Source organism: Stenotrophomonas lacuserhaii, assembly GCF_039674585.1.
Taxonomy (GTDB): domain Bacteria; phylum Pseudomonadota; class Gammaproteobacteria; order Xanthomonadales; family Xanthomonadaceae; genus Stenotrophomonas; species Stenotrophomonas pennii_A.
Genome location: NZ_JBDJNU010000007.1, coordinates 35,401 through 49,822 on the forward strand (window position 1 = coordinate 35,401; position 14,422 = coordinate 49,822).

The 14,422-nt window shown below is 65.3% G+C and carries 7 protein-coding genes; 6 read left to right on the top strand and 1 reads right to left on the bottom strand.

What is annotated here, in order from left to right:
- Positions 1-9: 9 nt before the first annotated feature.
- The gene (locus ABE522_RS04530; RefSeq protein ID WP_346590695.1) at positions 10-5,919 is read right to left on the bottom strand and encodes an RHS repeat protein; all 5,910 of its coding nucleotides are present in this window, start codon (positions 5,917-5,919) and stop codon (positions 10-12) included.
- A gap of 376 nt (positions 5,920-6,295) precedes the next feature.
- On the opposite strand from ABE522_RS04530, the gene aptA reads away from it, so the two are divergent.
- From aptA to ABE522_RS04560, 6 genes are all read left to right on the top strand, one after another.
- The gene (aptA, locus tag ABE522_RS04535) at positions 6,296-7,648 is read left to right on the top strand and encodes an omega-aminotransferase AptA (protein WP_346590696.1); all 1,353 of its coding nucleotides are present in this window, start codon (positions 6,296-6,298) and stop codon (positions 7,646-7,648) included.
- Between the two features lie 63 nt (positions 7,649-7,711).
- Positions 7,712-8,581 (top strand): ParB N-terminal domain-containing protein, encoded by an 870-nt coding sequence (locus ABE522_RS04540; RefSeq protein ID WP_346590697.1) that lies wholly within the window; start codon positions 7,712-7,714, stop codon positions 8,579-8,581.
- 117 nt (positions 8,582-8,698) lie between these two features.
- Positions 8,699-9,988 carry a DUF445 domain-containing protein gene (locus ABE522_RS04545; RefSeq protein ID WP_346590698.1) on the top strand — a complete coding sequence of 430 codons (1,290 nt, stop codon included), beginning with the start codon at positions 8,699-8,701 and terminating at the stop codon, positions 9,986-9,988.
- Between the two features lie 264 nt (positions 9,989-10,252).
- On the top strand, positions 10,253-11,404 hold the full coding sequence (locus ABE522_RS04550; RefSeq protein WP_346590699.1) for a M23 family metallopeptidase: 1,152 nt from the start codon (positions 10,253-10,255) through the stop codon (positions 11,402-11,404).
- Between the two features lie 67 nt (positions 11,405-11,471).
- Positions 11,472-11,858 (top strand): hypothetical protein, encoded by a 387-nt coding sequence (locus ABE522_RS04555; protein WP_346590700.1) that lies wholly within the window; start codon positions 11,472-11,474, stop codon positions 11,856-11,858.
- A gap of 260 nt (positions 11,859-12,118) precedes the next feature.
- Positions 12,119-14,341 carry a TonB-dependent siderophore receptor gene (locus ABE522_RS04560; protein WP_346590701.1) on the top strand — a complete coding sequence of 741 codons (2,223 nt, stop codon included), beginning with the start codon at positions 12,119-12,121 and terminating at the stop codon, positions 14,339-14,341.
- Positions 14,342-14,422 lie beyond the last annotated feature (81 nt).

Here is a 14,422-nt window from a genome sequence, read left to right on the forward strand (position 1 = left end):
TCCCAATGCTCACGGGATCACCTCCCCATCGCCCGGATACGGGTCCTGCTCCAATGTCTGGTGGACTGGCGCGGACCAATCCGAACAGCCCGCCGCATTGCATGCGCGCACAACATAAACCGTCGCACAGAATTGAATGGTCAGGTACTGGCCTTCTACAGTCGTGGCCGCTCCGCTGTAGAGGAGCGCTCCGCCGTGAGCCTGGAGGTCATAATGGCTCGCATATGACGCGGGCGTCCAAGTCACTTTGCACAAGGAGAACTCCCCATTGTGAGGACCGGCATAGTAGTTGTGCTGGTGCGCATGGGTAATGCTGGGTGTGGCTGGAGGGCGCTGCACCGCCACCGTCTTGGTGGCCGACCACCCACCGCAACCCGTCGCATTGCAGGCCTGCACGCGATACGCGTAGCTCCCGGAGCTGCCCGGATTCAGCCCGACACTGGTGCTGCCATAGCTGCCAAGCGCGCCCCAGCCCCCACCGTTGATGTTCTGCTGCACGTTGTAGCTGGTCGCGGTGGAAACAGCGGACCAACTGATGGTGTAAGCACCGGGAGCCGATGCAGGTACCGTCAACGTAGGCGCACTCTGCGGCACCAGCAGCACTGCCACGGTACCCGTACCCGAATATGCGCCGCAGCCACCTGCGTTGCAGGCACGTACCCGGAAGCGATAGCTGCCGGTGGCCCGTCCGGTGAATGCCTTGCTCAGCGCGGAAGTGTTCTGCTGCTGCGTCCACGCACTTCCGACCTGCTCTTCCAGTTCGTAACGCGTGGAGGTGGTCACCGCGGCCCATGACACGCTGAAGCTGCCGTTTCCGTTCGATGCGGGCAGACTCAAGGCCGGTGCAGCACCGGGCGGCCTCGTTACTACCGTGGTGACAATTGCAGAATACGCACCGCAACCGCTGGCGTTGCATGCCCGGCCGCGATACCCATGACTTCCCGTGCCGCGAGCGCTGGTTGCCCAGTTCACTGCCGTACCAGTGTATGCAAGCCCCCAAGCGCCGGCGTTGACCCGCTCTTCCAGCTGGTAAGAGGTTGCCGTAGCCACAGCCGCCCAACTCACCGTCCACGCACCACTGCTATTGGTGGCTGGCGTGGTCACTGCCGCGGCACCCGGCACACGCAGCACCGTGGTGGTTTTCTCCGCCGACCAACCGCTGCACCCACCGGCGTTGCAGGCCTGTACGCGGTAACCGTAGGTGCCGTTTCCCTTGCCGCTGATCGCGCGCAGCGTGGCCGCTTCGGCCTGCAGCGCGCCCCAACTGCCGGTACCTGTGCGCTCTTCCAGGCGGTATTCCACCGCACCGCCCACTGCATTCCAGCTGACGTTGTAGCTGCCGCTGGTATTGCTTGCCGCCAGGGTAATTGCAGGCGCTGCGGAAGGCGGCAACAGCACGGCCGTGGTAACGATGTTCGACCACGGGCCGCAACCGGCAACGTTGCAGGCCCGCACCTGGTAGCCATGGCTGCCAGTGGGCTTGCCGGCGATGCTCAACGAGGTCGCCGTTGTGTTCGCCAGGTTGGTCCATGCACCGGTCCCCAGCCGCTCTTGCGGCTCGTAACGGCTGCTTCCGGTAACGGCGGTCCAGCTCACGATGAAGCTGCCGCTGTTGTTGCTCGTCGGTGCGGTGATGGTGGGCGCGGACTCTGACGGATAGATGACGGTCATCGCCTGTTCGGCAGACCAGCCGCTGCAGCCAGACACATTGCAGGCCTGGCCGCGGTAGCTGTACGCACCAGCGGCTCGACCACTCAGGGCCACACTCAGCCCAGCGGCATTATGGACGGATGCCCACGCACCCGCCCCGGCGCGCTCCTCGATGACATAGCGCGTGGCCCCTGTCACGGCTGGCCAGCTGATGCTGTAGCTGCCATTCAAACCGGCAGCCGGCACCACCAGGGCAGGCGTCGAGGCAGGAACCGGTACGACCTGCACCACCAGCGTGGTACTCCAGCCGCCGCAGTTGGAACCTTGGCAGGCACGCACCTGGTAGGAGCGCGACCCGGTGGGTGCGCCGCTTACCGCATGCGACGTGGCGGTGCCGGCATAGGCCGAAGACCAGCTGGTACCGGCGTTGCTGGAATAGCGCAGCTCATAGCGGTTTGCGTTGCCAACCGATGTCCAGCTGACGCTGTAGCTGCCGGTAGCCACGTTGGCCGGCCCGCTCAACGCCGGGACAGCGACTGCTACCGTGCTCTCCAGCTCTGCGACCAGACTGGTGCCCAGGCTGACGTACTCCAGCTCCTTGCCGGTGCGCTTGTTGTGCTGCCGGCGCAGGACCCCATCGTTGCCGTAGAACGACAGGATGTCACCCAGCGAGATGCTGTAGTTGCCGACCCGGCGCCCGTGGGCGTCATAGGCGTACAGCTCCTTGCCCGCGCCATCGCGCAACCGATTGCCGTAGTCGAAGCGGAACACCTCGCCGTTCTTCTTGGCCAGGTTGCCTTGGACATCGTAGTCCAAGCCCATGAACGCGCTGCCGTCGTCGCGGTTCACCGTGGTCATGCGGTTGCGCGCGTCGTAGTAATAATTGTGCTGCTTGATGGTGCCCAGCTTGGCGCTGCGGATGTTGTCCAGCACGTCGTAGGTATAGCGGAATACGCCGCCTCCACCGAACGCAGCCGAGGTAGCCTGGGTCAGGCGATCAAGCGCGTCGTACTGCATCTGACGCGACTTGCTGGTTTCCACCGCATCGGTCACGGTTGCCACGTTGCCATTGGCATCGTAGGTGATCGTGTTGTCCAGCACGCCCGCATCGATGGCGCGTGCGGGCAGCGCACGCGCATTCTGGGTCATGCTGTGGGTGACACCATTGCCATAGGTGACCGAACGCAGCCCACCGTTCGGGTAGTAGCGCACCGCCGATGCGTAGTTGCCTACCTGTGTCGGCTGGCCGAGTGCGTTGGGCGCCAGCGTTACCTGCAATCCGCTGGGGTACTGCAGGCTGGCCATGGCCGCGTTGGCATCGTAGCCGTAGCCCATCGTCCAGATACCCACGCCCTGTTGCTGCATGGTTTCACCGGTGATCAGCCCGCGCTTGTTGTAAGCGTAGGTATTGATGACCTGGCGGCTGCCCGCATTTTCGGTCACCACCTGGGACGGTTTGCCCGCCGCAGTGTAGCTCCAGGTCTGGTTGCCATTGCCATCCGGGAAGCTCAGTTGATTCAGTCGGTTGCGACTGTCGTAGCTGCGGTCCACGCGGCGACCGGAGGCCTGTGCCGTGGCGGTCTCGCAGCCATTCGCTGCTGTAAGGGCCAGCCCTGCTGCGCTCCAGGCCAGATTACCCGCTGCATCATAGGCCATCACCGTCGCACCGGACTCGGGCTCGACCGATTTGCACAGTTGCTGCTGCCCGTCATACACGTATGCGCGGGTGATGGCGACGCTGCTGTCTGCGTTACGACGCTTGATCGATGTCGGCTTGCCGAAGCGGTCGCGGGCGATCTCGGTAAAGGCGCCAGCGGGGTGCTCTATCCGCGTCGGTGCGTCGTAGTTCGGCGTATCGAAAGCCTGATGGCTGGTGATCGTTTTCTGCCCGCGCGGGTTGGTCGTACGCGTACGCAAGCCGGAGAGGTATTCGGTGATCGTGGTCAGCAGGCCCAGTTCACTGTCGGCCGAAGTGGACGTCGGACGGCCCAACGCGTCGTATTCACTCCACTGGCCACTGGTCAGGTTGGTGGTTGCGCCGGGATAGGACTGGAACGTCGTGCGGCCAGCATGGTCATAGCTGAAGCGTTGGTAGCGGTCGGTGTCGGTCACATTGCCGGCGTCGAACTCACGGGTGATGAGCGGGCGCCACATGGCATCGAACCAGGTGGTCTTGCGACGGTTGCCGGTGCTGCTGCTCAGGCGCCAGTGGCCCGGTGCAATGCCATGTTCATCGGCATCCACGCGCTCGAACACCTGGGTACTGGCATTCCACGCGACCGAATCACCGCTGGCGAACACTGTGGCGTTGATGCGCCCCATCCCATCGTAGTCATAGCTGGTCTGGTAACCCAGTTCGTTGGTGACCGAACGGATCCATCCGTTGTCATCGACCGTTGCACTCATCCCGTTGCCGTCGGCAAAGCCGATGGTCTGCGGCGTGCCGCGTTTCCAGTTGTTGAGCGTGGTGGTGTTGCCACGACCATCGGCAAAACTGGCCACCGCGCCATCGGCATGATAGTTCAGCGTCTGCACCAGCTTGCCGAATTGACGCTGCTCCACGGGAAGCGCCATCCCGTTGAAACTGGTCTGGGATTCCACCAGGCCGGTATCGTTGTTGGTCACGCTGGCGGTCTGGCCCAGCAGCCAGGCAGAAGTGTTGTCGTGGTAGGTAGTGGTATCAGTCCGGCTGTGGCCCAGCGTGCTGCTGCGGGTGACCTTCACCGGCCGCGCCTTGGCATCAAAGACGGTAGCCTCCCAGGTCAGCGTGGTGCCGTCGCGGACGATGACCTTCTTGGCAAGCGGACGCACCAGCACCGAGGACTCGTCGCTACCGCCCCAGCGTGAGCCATAACGCGCAGGGAATGGCATGGACGGAACCTGCACGCTGCTGACGTAGCTCAGCGTTTCGCTTTCCAGAGTCGTCCCGCTGGCGGCTACGGTACTGCGCGCCAGCATCTTGCCTTCGTTGTTCGAATACACCACACCGTAGGTCTCCTCGACACTGCTGCCATCCGGCTGGGTGATGCGTACCACCTTGGACTGCACGCAGGTGGTGCACGGCGGAACGTTGCCACTCCAGGAGCCGTAGTTTTGACCAAGGTCGGTGTAGTACCAGCGCAGCGGGGAGGACAAACCTGGGCCTTCGATGGTTTTCTCGGTCAGGCCCAGCACGTCGAACCAGGTCGGTACCGGGGTGTAATGCACGATCGGGAACCCCGTGCCGATACTGCCTCCTTGCGCCTCGCCTTGGCACAGGATGCCAGGCACGCCGGAGCGCGCAAGCCGCTGATGGTCGAAGCGGAAAGTGGCCAAGGCACCCGATGGGTGGCGCATCTGCAGGCGGTAAAGCTTGTCGGCCATCGGTGCGACGTTGCCGCAGCCCGGCCCGATATCTTCGCGCCAGATTTCATAGTTGATCCGGCGATCTTCCAGATGCGTGAACTCCCACGCGGCCTGGTCAGGCTGGGTTACCCGTTGCAGAGTTTCGCCGCTGTAGGCGTAGGTCCAGGTGCGCCCATGGGCGGAGGCGCTGACCAGCCGATCACCCGAATACTGGAGGGTTATCTGGCGCCCATCGCTGGCGCTGAAGGCCGTTGGATGCCCGTTACCGTTGTAGCTGATGTCGACGAAGTTGCCGAAACGATCCTGGATGCGGCTTGCCATCAGGAAGATCTCCACACGCTGGCGACCGGCGCCTCCGGAATCCCGCGCCATGAGCCCCATCGCGCGCTCGGTAGCCACGTTGAAGGTATAGGTGATGCCATCGGTGGTCTGCAGCACAAACCCTTCGCCGGGGTATCCACCTGCCATTGCGGTACAGGTAATTGAATCCAACGAGGTGGTGGTCCAGGCATGGGCCTGCCCGTCGGGGCGCTTGAACTCGTCCGGCGGCATGGCCACCAAGGAGCGCGCACCTTGGCCCGGAAGATTGACGTTGTAGCCTGACCAGACGTCTTCGAGCTTGTTGGGGACGTCCGTGCGGGGGTAGAAATTCGTACTGCAGCGAGGCGTGTCGCCAGTGACGGTCACGTTCCAGCGGAACGCCGAGTCGAATACGCCGGAGATATAGGGAACATCGATATTCCAGTCTGCCGCACCCGCATAAGTCTTGGGTGCAAGGCCGACAGCCGGGATGGGGCGGATGTTGAGCGACCGGCTCAGCCGCACCGGCAGCGCGTTGGTTCCCGGCAGATCGATATCGGTCTGGTTGAAGGTGGTGCTCTGGTCGTAGACGTTGACGGCGTCACCGAACAGATCCGAGGTCAAGGCCCCCACCTGTTCTGCAGTCCGTAGTCGCTTGTCGTACTCCTGATAGGGCTGCATGGGCTGGGCAGACGCCGTTGCCGCCATGCCGGCCCACACCATCGCTGTCCCTGCCCACGCGCCTGCGCGCGCACATGCCACGGCCGCATGTAAGCGGCCCTGCTTCACGATCTGCATCCTTGCACCCCTGTTATCGGCCAGCTGATAGTCATCGCTGGTTCAGACTGAGTCAAGTCCGACGTTGGGCTCGGTGTGCCGATGCTTGCGCGGACCGCAGAGTGTCACTTGCACGTACCGCTCATTCCCCGCCTAAAGTCACGCCAGCGCGATTTAGCCCTACGCTACAGTCAGAAAAACCGCCGCCGTTCCGGAGCCCGCCATGCCCTCCCCGACCCCGCCGCTCCACGTCCTGGCCACCACGCAGCCGGACACCCTCGACGCCTTCTGGATGCCCTTCACTGCCAACGCGCAGTTCAAGGGCGCACCGCGCCTTTTGGTCCGTGCACAGGGCATGTACTACGAGGACGTGGAGGGCCGGCAGGTCCTCGATGGCACCGCCGGGCTGTGGTGCTGCAATGCCGGTCATGGCCGCAAAAAGATCGTGCAGGCCATCGCCGAACAGGCGGGCACGCTGGATTTCGCGCCCACCTTCCAGATGGGCTCGCCGCTGCCGTTCGTGCTGGCGCAGCGCCTGGCCGCGCTGGCCCCGGCCGGACTGAACCATGTGTTCTTCACCAACTCCGGTTCCGAGGCGGTGGATACGGCGATGAAGATCGTGCTGGCCCACCATCGTGCCCGCGGCGAAGGCCAGCGCACCCGCTTCATCGGGCGCGAGAAGGCCTACCACGGCGTCGGCTTCGGTGGCATGGCGATCGGCGGCCTGCCCAACAACCGGCGTCAGTTCGGCCTGCAGTTGGGCGGCAGTGCGCATCTTCCGCATACGCTGGACCTGCAGCGCAATGCCTTCAGCCAGGGCCTGCCGCGGCACGGGGCGGAGTTGGCCGATGCGCTGGAGCGGCTGATCGCGCTGCACGATGCGTCCACCATCGCGGCGGTGTTCGTGGAACCCATCGCCGGATCGGCCGGGGTCATCCTGCCGGCGCCGGGCTACCTGCAGCGCCTGCGCGAAATCTGCGACCACCACGGCATCGTGCTGGTGTTCGATGAGGTCATCACCGGCTTCGGCCGCGTCGGCATGCCCTTCGCCGCGCAGCGTTTCGGCGTCACCCCGGACCTGATCACGTTTGCCAAGGGCGCCAGCAACGGCGCGGTGCCGCTGGGCGGCGTACTGGTGGCTGATGCCATCCATTCCAGCCTGCAGCAGGGGCCGGCGCAGGCCATCGACCTCTTCCACGGTTATACGTATTCCGGCCATCCGCTGGCCTGCGCCGCCGCGCTGGCTACCTTGGATGTGTATGCCGAAGAGCGCCTGTTCGAGCGCGCCATCGAACTGGGCGAGCACTGGCAGCGTGCCCTGCACGGCCTGCAGGGCCTGCCCAACGTGGTGGACATCCGCAACTTCGGGCTGGTCGGCGCGGTGGAGCTGGCCCCGCGCCGCGATGCCCCGGGCAGCCGCGGTTACGAGGTGTTCCGGCGCTGCTTCCACGACGGCAACCTGCTGGTGCGGCAGACCGGCGATACCATCGCGTTGTCGCCGCCGCTGATCGTGGAACCGGCGCAGATCGACCAGATCGCCGACGTTCTCGGCGCGATGATCCGCGCCACCGCCTGAGCCGGGACGCGCCAGCCCGAGCCGGTACAATGGGCGGTTCCGCTCCACGACTGCCCGTTGCCCATGAACATCGTCGTCAAAGAAGAACTGAAGGCCTACATCGACCCGCTCACCGCGGACGAGTACGAAGCGCTGGAGCGCAGCATCCTGGCCGAAGGCTGCCGCGATGCGCTGGTGCTGTGGGGCGATGTGCTGGTGGACGGACACAACCGGCATGGCATCTGCCAGAAGCATGATCTGCCGTTCAACACGGTGCAGAACACCCGCTTCCAGAGCATGGACGATGTCCACCTGTGGATGATCGAACAGCACCTTGGCCGGCGCAGCGTGTCGGACTTCCAGCGGGGCGAACTGGCGCTGCGCAAGCGCGAGATCCTGGCCCAGCGCAAGCGCATCGAGCAGGAAAAGCTGCAGCGCGAAAGCGACGGCACCGCCGACGGCCAGGACGAGGACCAGGACAGCCCGCCGTGGGATCCGGCACCGAGCTTCAGCCGCGCCGAACTGGCCCGTGAGGCGAAGCTGAGCAGCAACCAGATCAGCATGATCGAACGCATCCGTGCGCAGGCGGCGCCGGAAGTGGTGGAGGCGGTGAAGAACGGCCAGCTGTCGATCAGCGCGGCGGCAGCCGTGGCATCGCTGCCGGAAGACGAGCAGCGCGCGGCCGCCACCGGTGGCAAGGACGAACTGAAGCAGGCCGCCAAGCGTGCCCGCGAAGCCAACCGCAAGCCGCGTGCGGCCAAGCCGGACGTGGCGGTGCAGGCTGAAGCGGTCAGCGAGGACGAGCAGGCGCTGCGCGATGCCGAGGTGATGCACGCCCTGGAACAGCTGGGCGAAGGTGCCCCGGCGCTGCGCGCCCGCATCGTCAGCCTGACCCGCGAAAACGATGCGCTGCGCCAGCAGCTGGCGGCGCTGCGCGCGCAGCTCAGCGCGTAATGCGGACGTGGGGCGGCGTGCATCACGCTGCCGCTGCGCTCGCCGAGGACGGCTCGGCGCTACCGCATGCACTTGCCCGTCAACGGGGCCCAACACCGGCCCCGGTAGACTGCCCGCATGACCACGACTCCCGATGATCCACGCCGCGCCCAGCTGCGGCGCCTGAAAGCCATCGCCTTCGGCATGCTGCTGGTGATGCTGGCCGGTTTCGCGGTCAGCCACTGGCAGGGCGAGCGCGGCGTGTGGGCCTGGGTCGCCGCGTTCTGCGAAGCCGCCGCGGTGGGTGCCATGGCCGACTGGTTCGCGGTGGTGGCGCTGTTCCGCCGGCCGATGGGCCTGCCCATCCCGCATACGGCGATCATCCCGCGCAGCAAAGAACGCATCGGCGACAGCCTGGCGGTCTTCGTGCGCGACCAGTTCCTGGCGCCGGACATGCTGCTGGCGCGATTGAAAGTGTTCGATCCGGCCGCCCGCCTGGGCAGCTGGCTGTCCGCGCCCGAGCAGGTGCGCATGCTGGCCGACATGGCGCGCAGCTGGGCCTTGCGGGCGCTGGATTTCTTCGACGAAGCGGCCGTGCGCAGGCAGCTGCACGGCTTCGTGGTGCAGCAGCTGCGACAGTGGAACGCGGCCTCCACCGCCGGTGAACTGCTGGCCCTGCTGACCGCCGATGGCCGCCACCAGCGCGTGCTGGACGAAGGCCTGCAGCGGCTGGCGCGCTGGCTGGAACAGCCGGAGGTCAAGGAACGGGCATCGCAGCTGATCGTGCGCTACATCCAGCGCGAGTGGCCCACCCTGTCCAGCACGGTCAACTGGATCAAGCCGATCGACGAGATCGGCGACAGCCTGGCCGAGCGCTTGGCCGGTGCGGTGCTGGAGGAAATGCAGCAGGTGCTGGCCGACCCGATGCACCCGCTGCGGCAGGATTACGAACAGTGGCTGGGCAGCTATGTGCAGCGCCTGCGCGAAGACCCGGCGCTGGCCACCCGCATTGAACAGCTGAAGCAGGAAATGATCGACCACCCGGCCCTGCAGGAGTACGTGCAGGGCCTGTGGTCGCGCATCCACGCCAGCCTGCGTGCGGACCTGCAGAGCGAAGATTCCGCACTGGCCGGGCACCTGGAACGCAGCATGGCCGCGCTGGGTCGCAGCCTGTCGTCGGACCCGGCGCTGCGCGATGCGCTGAACCAGCATCTGCTGGAGGGCGCGCAGCGGCTGACCTCGCGCCTGCGCGATGGCGTCACCGCGCATATCGCGCAGACGGTGAAGGGCTGGGACGAACGCCATCTGGTGGAACAGCTGGAACTGAGCGTCGGCCGCGACCTGCAGTTCATCCGCTTCAACGGCACGCTGGTCGGCGGGCTGATCGGGCTGTTGCTGCATGCGGCCACGACGTTGCTACCGGCGTGAGCGCAGGCGTGGTCGCGAGGTAACCCATTGATGGCGCAGCGCTGGCCAAGCGCACCGATGGATCTTTCCAACGCCGGCAACTATGTGATTGCCGACAAACCCGGCGGCGGCGCACCTGCCTAGCATTGGCCTTGCCCGCCCGCCGATAGCGGCAGCAGCGAGCCAGCGTCCCTGACATCCCGACATGGTCCCTTGTGCATGGGTCCAGGGAAGGTTGCGGCCTGAAATCCCCCTGCCGCTCAGCTCCCTCCTGGAATCCGAATCATGATCTCTCCTGCACGTCGATTGATGAAACCGGTGCTTCTCGCGGTGCTCTGCGCGGCATCGACAGTGTCCACGGCATACGCCGACGCACATTCCCTGCAAAGCCGGGACCTGGTGTACCAGTACGACGAAATGTTTGATTTCGATATCGCCACGTGGCTGGCCGGGCACGCGCCCCAGCTCAGCCCCCAGGCCGAAACACTTTCGCACTGGGCAGGCTACAGCGGCATCAGTCCGCGCGTGCTGCTTGCCCTGATGGAATTGCAGACCGGCGTGGTGGGCAATCTGGATGCGTCGCCTGCCAGCCTGGAACGGCCGTTCGGGGCGCTGGTCGCCACCACGGGTTTCGGGCCGCAACTGCGTGAAGTGGCCGAGTCCCTGCGCGATGCGATGTACGACGCCGATGACACCAGCACCATGGGACCGGTGGCGCTGTCCGCGGACAACCCGCTGCGTACCCTGTACGCCTTGTCAGGCATGGACGATACGCGCGCGACCGCGCTGGCCGACGTCGGATTCAACGATGTCTACCGGCGGCTGTTCACAAGCCCCCGGCAGGTGGCGCTGCGCTCGCGCACGATCCTCCCTCAGCCTCGCGCCGATACCCCTCCGACCAATCTGCTGCAGTTCCCGTATCCCCTCAACGCGCGATGGCACGTCGGCGGGGCCCATACCAATTCCGGCAGCGGACGCTTCCCGATGTCATCGCTGGACATGTCGGTAGGGGGAGGATGGGGCAGCAACCAGAACAACAACTGGGTCTCGTCATCCGCAGCGGGCACGTTCAAGCGCCATTCGTCGTGCATGGCCGAAGTCGTGCATGAAGGCGGCTGGTCCACGACCTATTACCACCTGATGAACATCCGCCAGGCCACCGGCGCCACGGTGGCCGCCAATGAACCGATTGCCAATCCGGCCAGTACCCGCGGCCAGGCGTTGTGCAATGGCGGCGCCTCGACCGGTCCGCATGAGCATTGGTCGCTGAAATCCAACGGCAGCCAGCACCACCTGAACGGCGTTACGTTGTCCAGCTACCTGATCACCGCGACAGGTACCAGCTACGACACCAACTGCCAGCGATTCAATCTGAGCCGCAAGGGGCAGCGCTACTGTTCCGGGTTCTACACCAACATAGGTGTCGACGCTCCCTGAATACGGTATTCTCCCGCGCATCGCGCGCCAAGGCGGTGCGCCGGGGGGATCAATGACCAGGATGTTGATGACGCTGGCGCTGTGTGCGCTGGCAACGCAGGCGCACGCGCAACGCGTGTACAAATGCAGCGATGGCAAGCAGGTGGCCTATCAGTCGGTGCCCTGCCCGAAGGAGCAGGACACCGGCGTCAGCCGGCCGGTGGTGCGCGATCCGAACCTGACCAGCGCCGATCGCGTGCGCGTGGCGCAGGAGTCGTCGCAGGCGCGTCGCTGGGTCCGCGAGGGGGCTGGCTACGACCAGCCGGACGTGCGCGGCACGGTCATCGACAACGTGGTTGATCCCGAAGCCTGTGAAGACGCTCGCCTGCGCAAGGAAATGGCCGAAGTGTTCACCGGCCGCAGCGCACCACAGCGGGTTGACCAGGAAATCCACCGGGCCTGCGCCATCCGCTGAACTCCCGTGCGGACACGCGCATGACCGTACTGAAAACGCTTGCTTAACTAAATGCGAATACTTATCATTTAGTCATCGACGTACGCCCAGCCAGTCAGTCGCGGACCCGTTCCGCCGTTGCCGCCCCGTGTACCAGCAACGTTCGCCGCCCCAGCCGGTGCGGCGACGATGGGAGCGGGCGCTGCATCCTCGCTGAGCCTGCGCGCCTGCGCGGCCGCTTCCATCGCCGGCTTTTTTACCTGCATGGAATCGCATCCCTCATGTCGTCGCTGTTCAACTTCCCCTCCCGTTCGCTGCTCGCACTTGCCATCACCAGCTTGTTGCTCGCTTCCACCGCCCACGCCGACACCCCGGCCGATGCCTCTGCGCGCACCCTGGATGCAGTGCAGGTCACCGCCGATGGGGAGATCAGGAACGGCTACACGGTGAAGCACGCCAACACCGCCACCAGGCTGGACCTGTCGCTGCGCGAAACGCCGCAGTCGGTCACCGTGATCACCCGCCAGCGGCTGGACGACATGGGCCTGTTCGCGTTGTCCGATGTCATGGGCCAGGTCACCGGCGTGCACGTTTCGGTCACCGACAGCGAGCGCATCAACTATGTGTCGCGCGGCTACAACATCACCAATTTCCAGGTCGATGGCATGCTCAATACCTTCGGCGGGTCGATCAAGACCAACACCGACAGCGTGATCTACGAGCGTATCGAAGTGATCCGCGGGGCCACCGGCCTGACCACCGGCGCCGGCGATCCATCGGGCACCATCAGCTTCGTTCGCAAGCGCCCGACCGATACCTTCCAGGCCGGTGCCAACCTGACCGTGGGCCGCTGGGGCAACCAGCGACTGGAAGCCGACCTCGGCGGTCCGGTGGCGCTGGACGGGCGCATCCGGGCGCGCGTGGTGGCGGCCAAGCAGCAGAGCGATTCCTTCCGCGATGTGTACCAACTGGACAAGGACGTGTTCTACGGCATCGTGCAGGCCGACGTCACCGACAGCACCCTGCTGGAACTGGGCTATGAATACCAGTCGCCGCACACCTCCGGGGTGACCTGGGGCGTGGTGCCGTACTGGGGCGCCGATGGCAAGCCGGCGAACCTGCCGCGCTCGACCAACCTGTCGGCATCGTGGAGTGCCTGGCCGATCATTGAAAAGACCAGCTTCGTGCGGCTGGAGCAGCAGCTCGGCAACGGCTGGTCGGCCAAGGCCAACCTGACCCACGCCGACCGCGATACCGATGGCAGCGTCTGGTACGGCGCCCAGGGCTATCCGCGCGCGGATGGCACCGGCGTGTCGGCCTATGTGTCGCACTTCAACGAACAGAGCACGATGGAGGTGGTCGACCTCAACGTCAGCGGTCCGTTCAAGCTGTTCGGGCGCAACCACGAACTGGTGTTCGGGCTGGGCCAGTCGGTGCGCAAGGGCGAATCCGATGCGCTCGACTTCGACTACACCGCCGCCTATGCGGTGGTGCCGGACTGGCGCAACTGGAGCGGCGATGTGCCGCGCTTGCCGGTCACCCGGCTGGGCTACCTGGCGTCGGAAAACGAGCTGAAGCAGCGCGCCGCCTACGTGGCCGCACGGTTGCAGCTGGCTGATCCGCTGCTGGCCGTGGTCGGTGCCCGTTATGGCAGCTGGGAAACCAAGACCTGGCGTCATACCCATGACACCGCCGGCAACCTGACCGCCACCACCCGCACCGGCTACAAGCCCGACGATTCGCTGACCCCGTACCTGGGTCTGGTGTACGACTTCAACGCGATCTTCAGCGGCTACGTCAGCTACGCCGATATCTTCCAGCCGCAGAACTACCGCGACCGCAATGGCGATCATCTGGAACCGGTGGTCGGCACGATGTGGGAAGGCGGCCTGAAGGCCGAGTTCTTCGGCGGCCTGCTCAATGCCTCCGCGGCGATCTTCGAAGGCGAGCAGGACAACGTGGCCGAGATCGATGATTCGGTCCCGCCGTCGTCGCTGCCCGATGGCAGCCAGGCCTACCGTTCCACCGGCAAGGGCAACAAGGTGAAAGGCTGGGAGCTGGAAACCCAGGGCAGCATCGGCGAGCACTGGAACCTCTCTGCCGGCTTTGCCCACACCACCATCCGCAACCGTGCCGGCGTGCTGCAGAAGACCACCAACCCGCAGGACACCTTCCGGCTCAACGCCAGCTGGCGCCCGGGCGGCATCGACGGCCGGTTCTGGCTGGGCGGTGGCGCGACGTGGCAGAGCGGCATCTGGAACAACAGCACCAGGCCGCGCGCGGACTACCTGAGCAGCGGCCGCACCGAAAGTGCGCGCATCCAACAGGATGCGTTCTACCTGGTGAACCTGTCGGCCGGTTACCGCTTCAATCAGAACTTCAGTGCGCAGCTCAACATCAACAACGTGCTGGACAAGGCGTACTACAACAATGTCGGCTTCTACCAGGGCGTGTACTGGGGCGAACCGCGCAACGTGACCATGACGCTGCGCTGGAAGCTCTGACGATCTGACGGATGCCGCCGGCGATGTGCCGGTGGCCGGCCACGGATGGCCCCCTTTTCCACTGGCAGCGATGCCATCAAA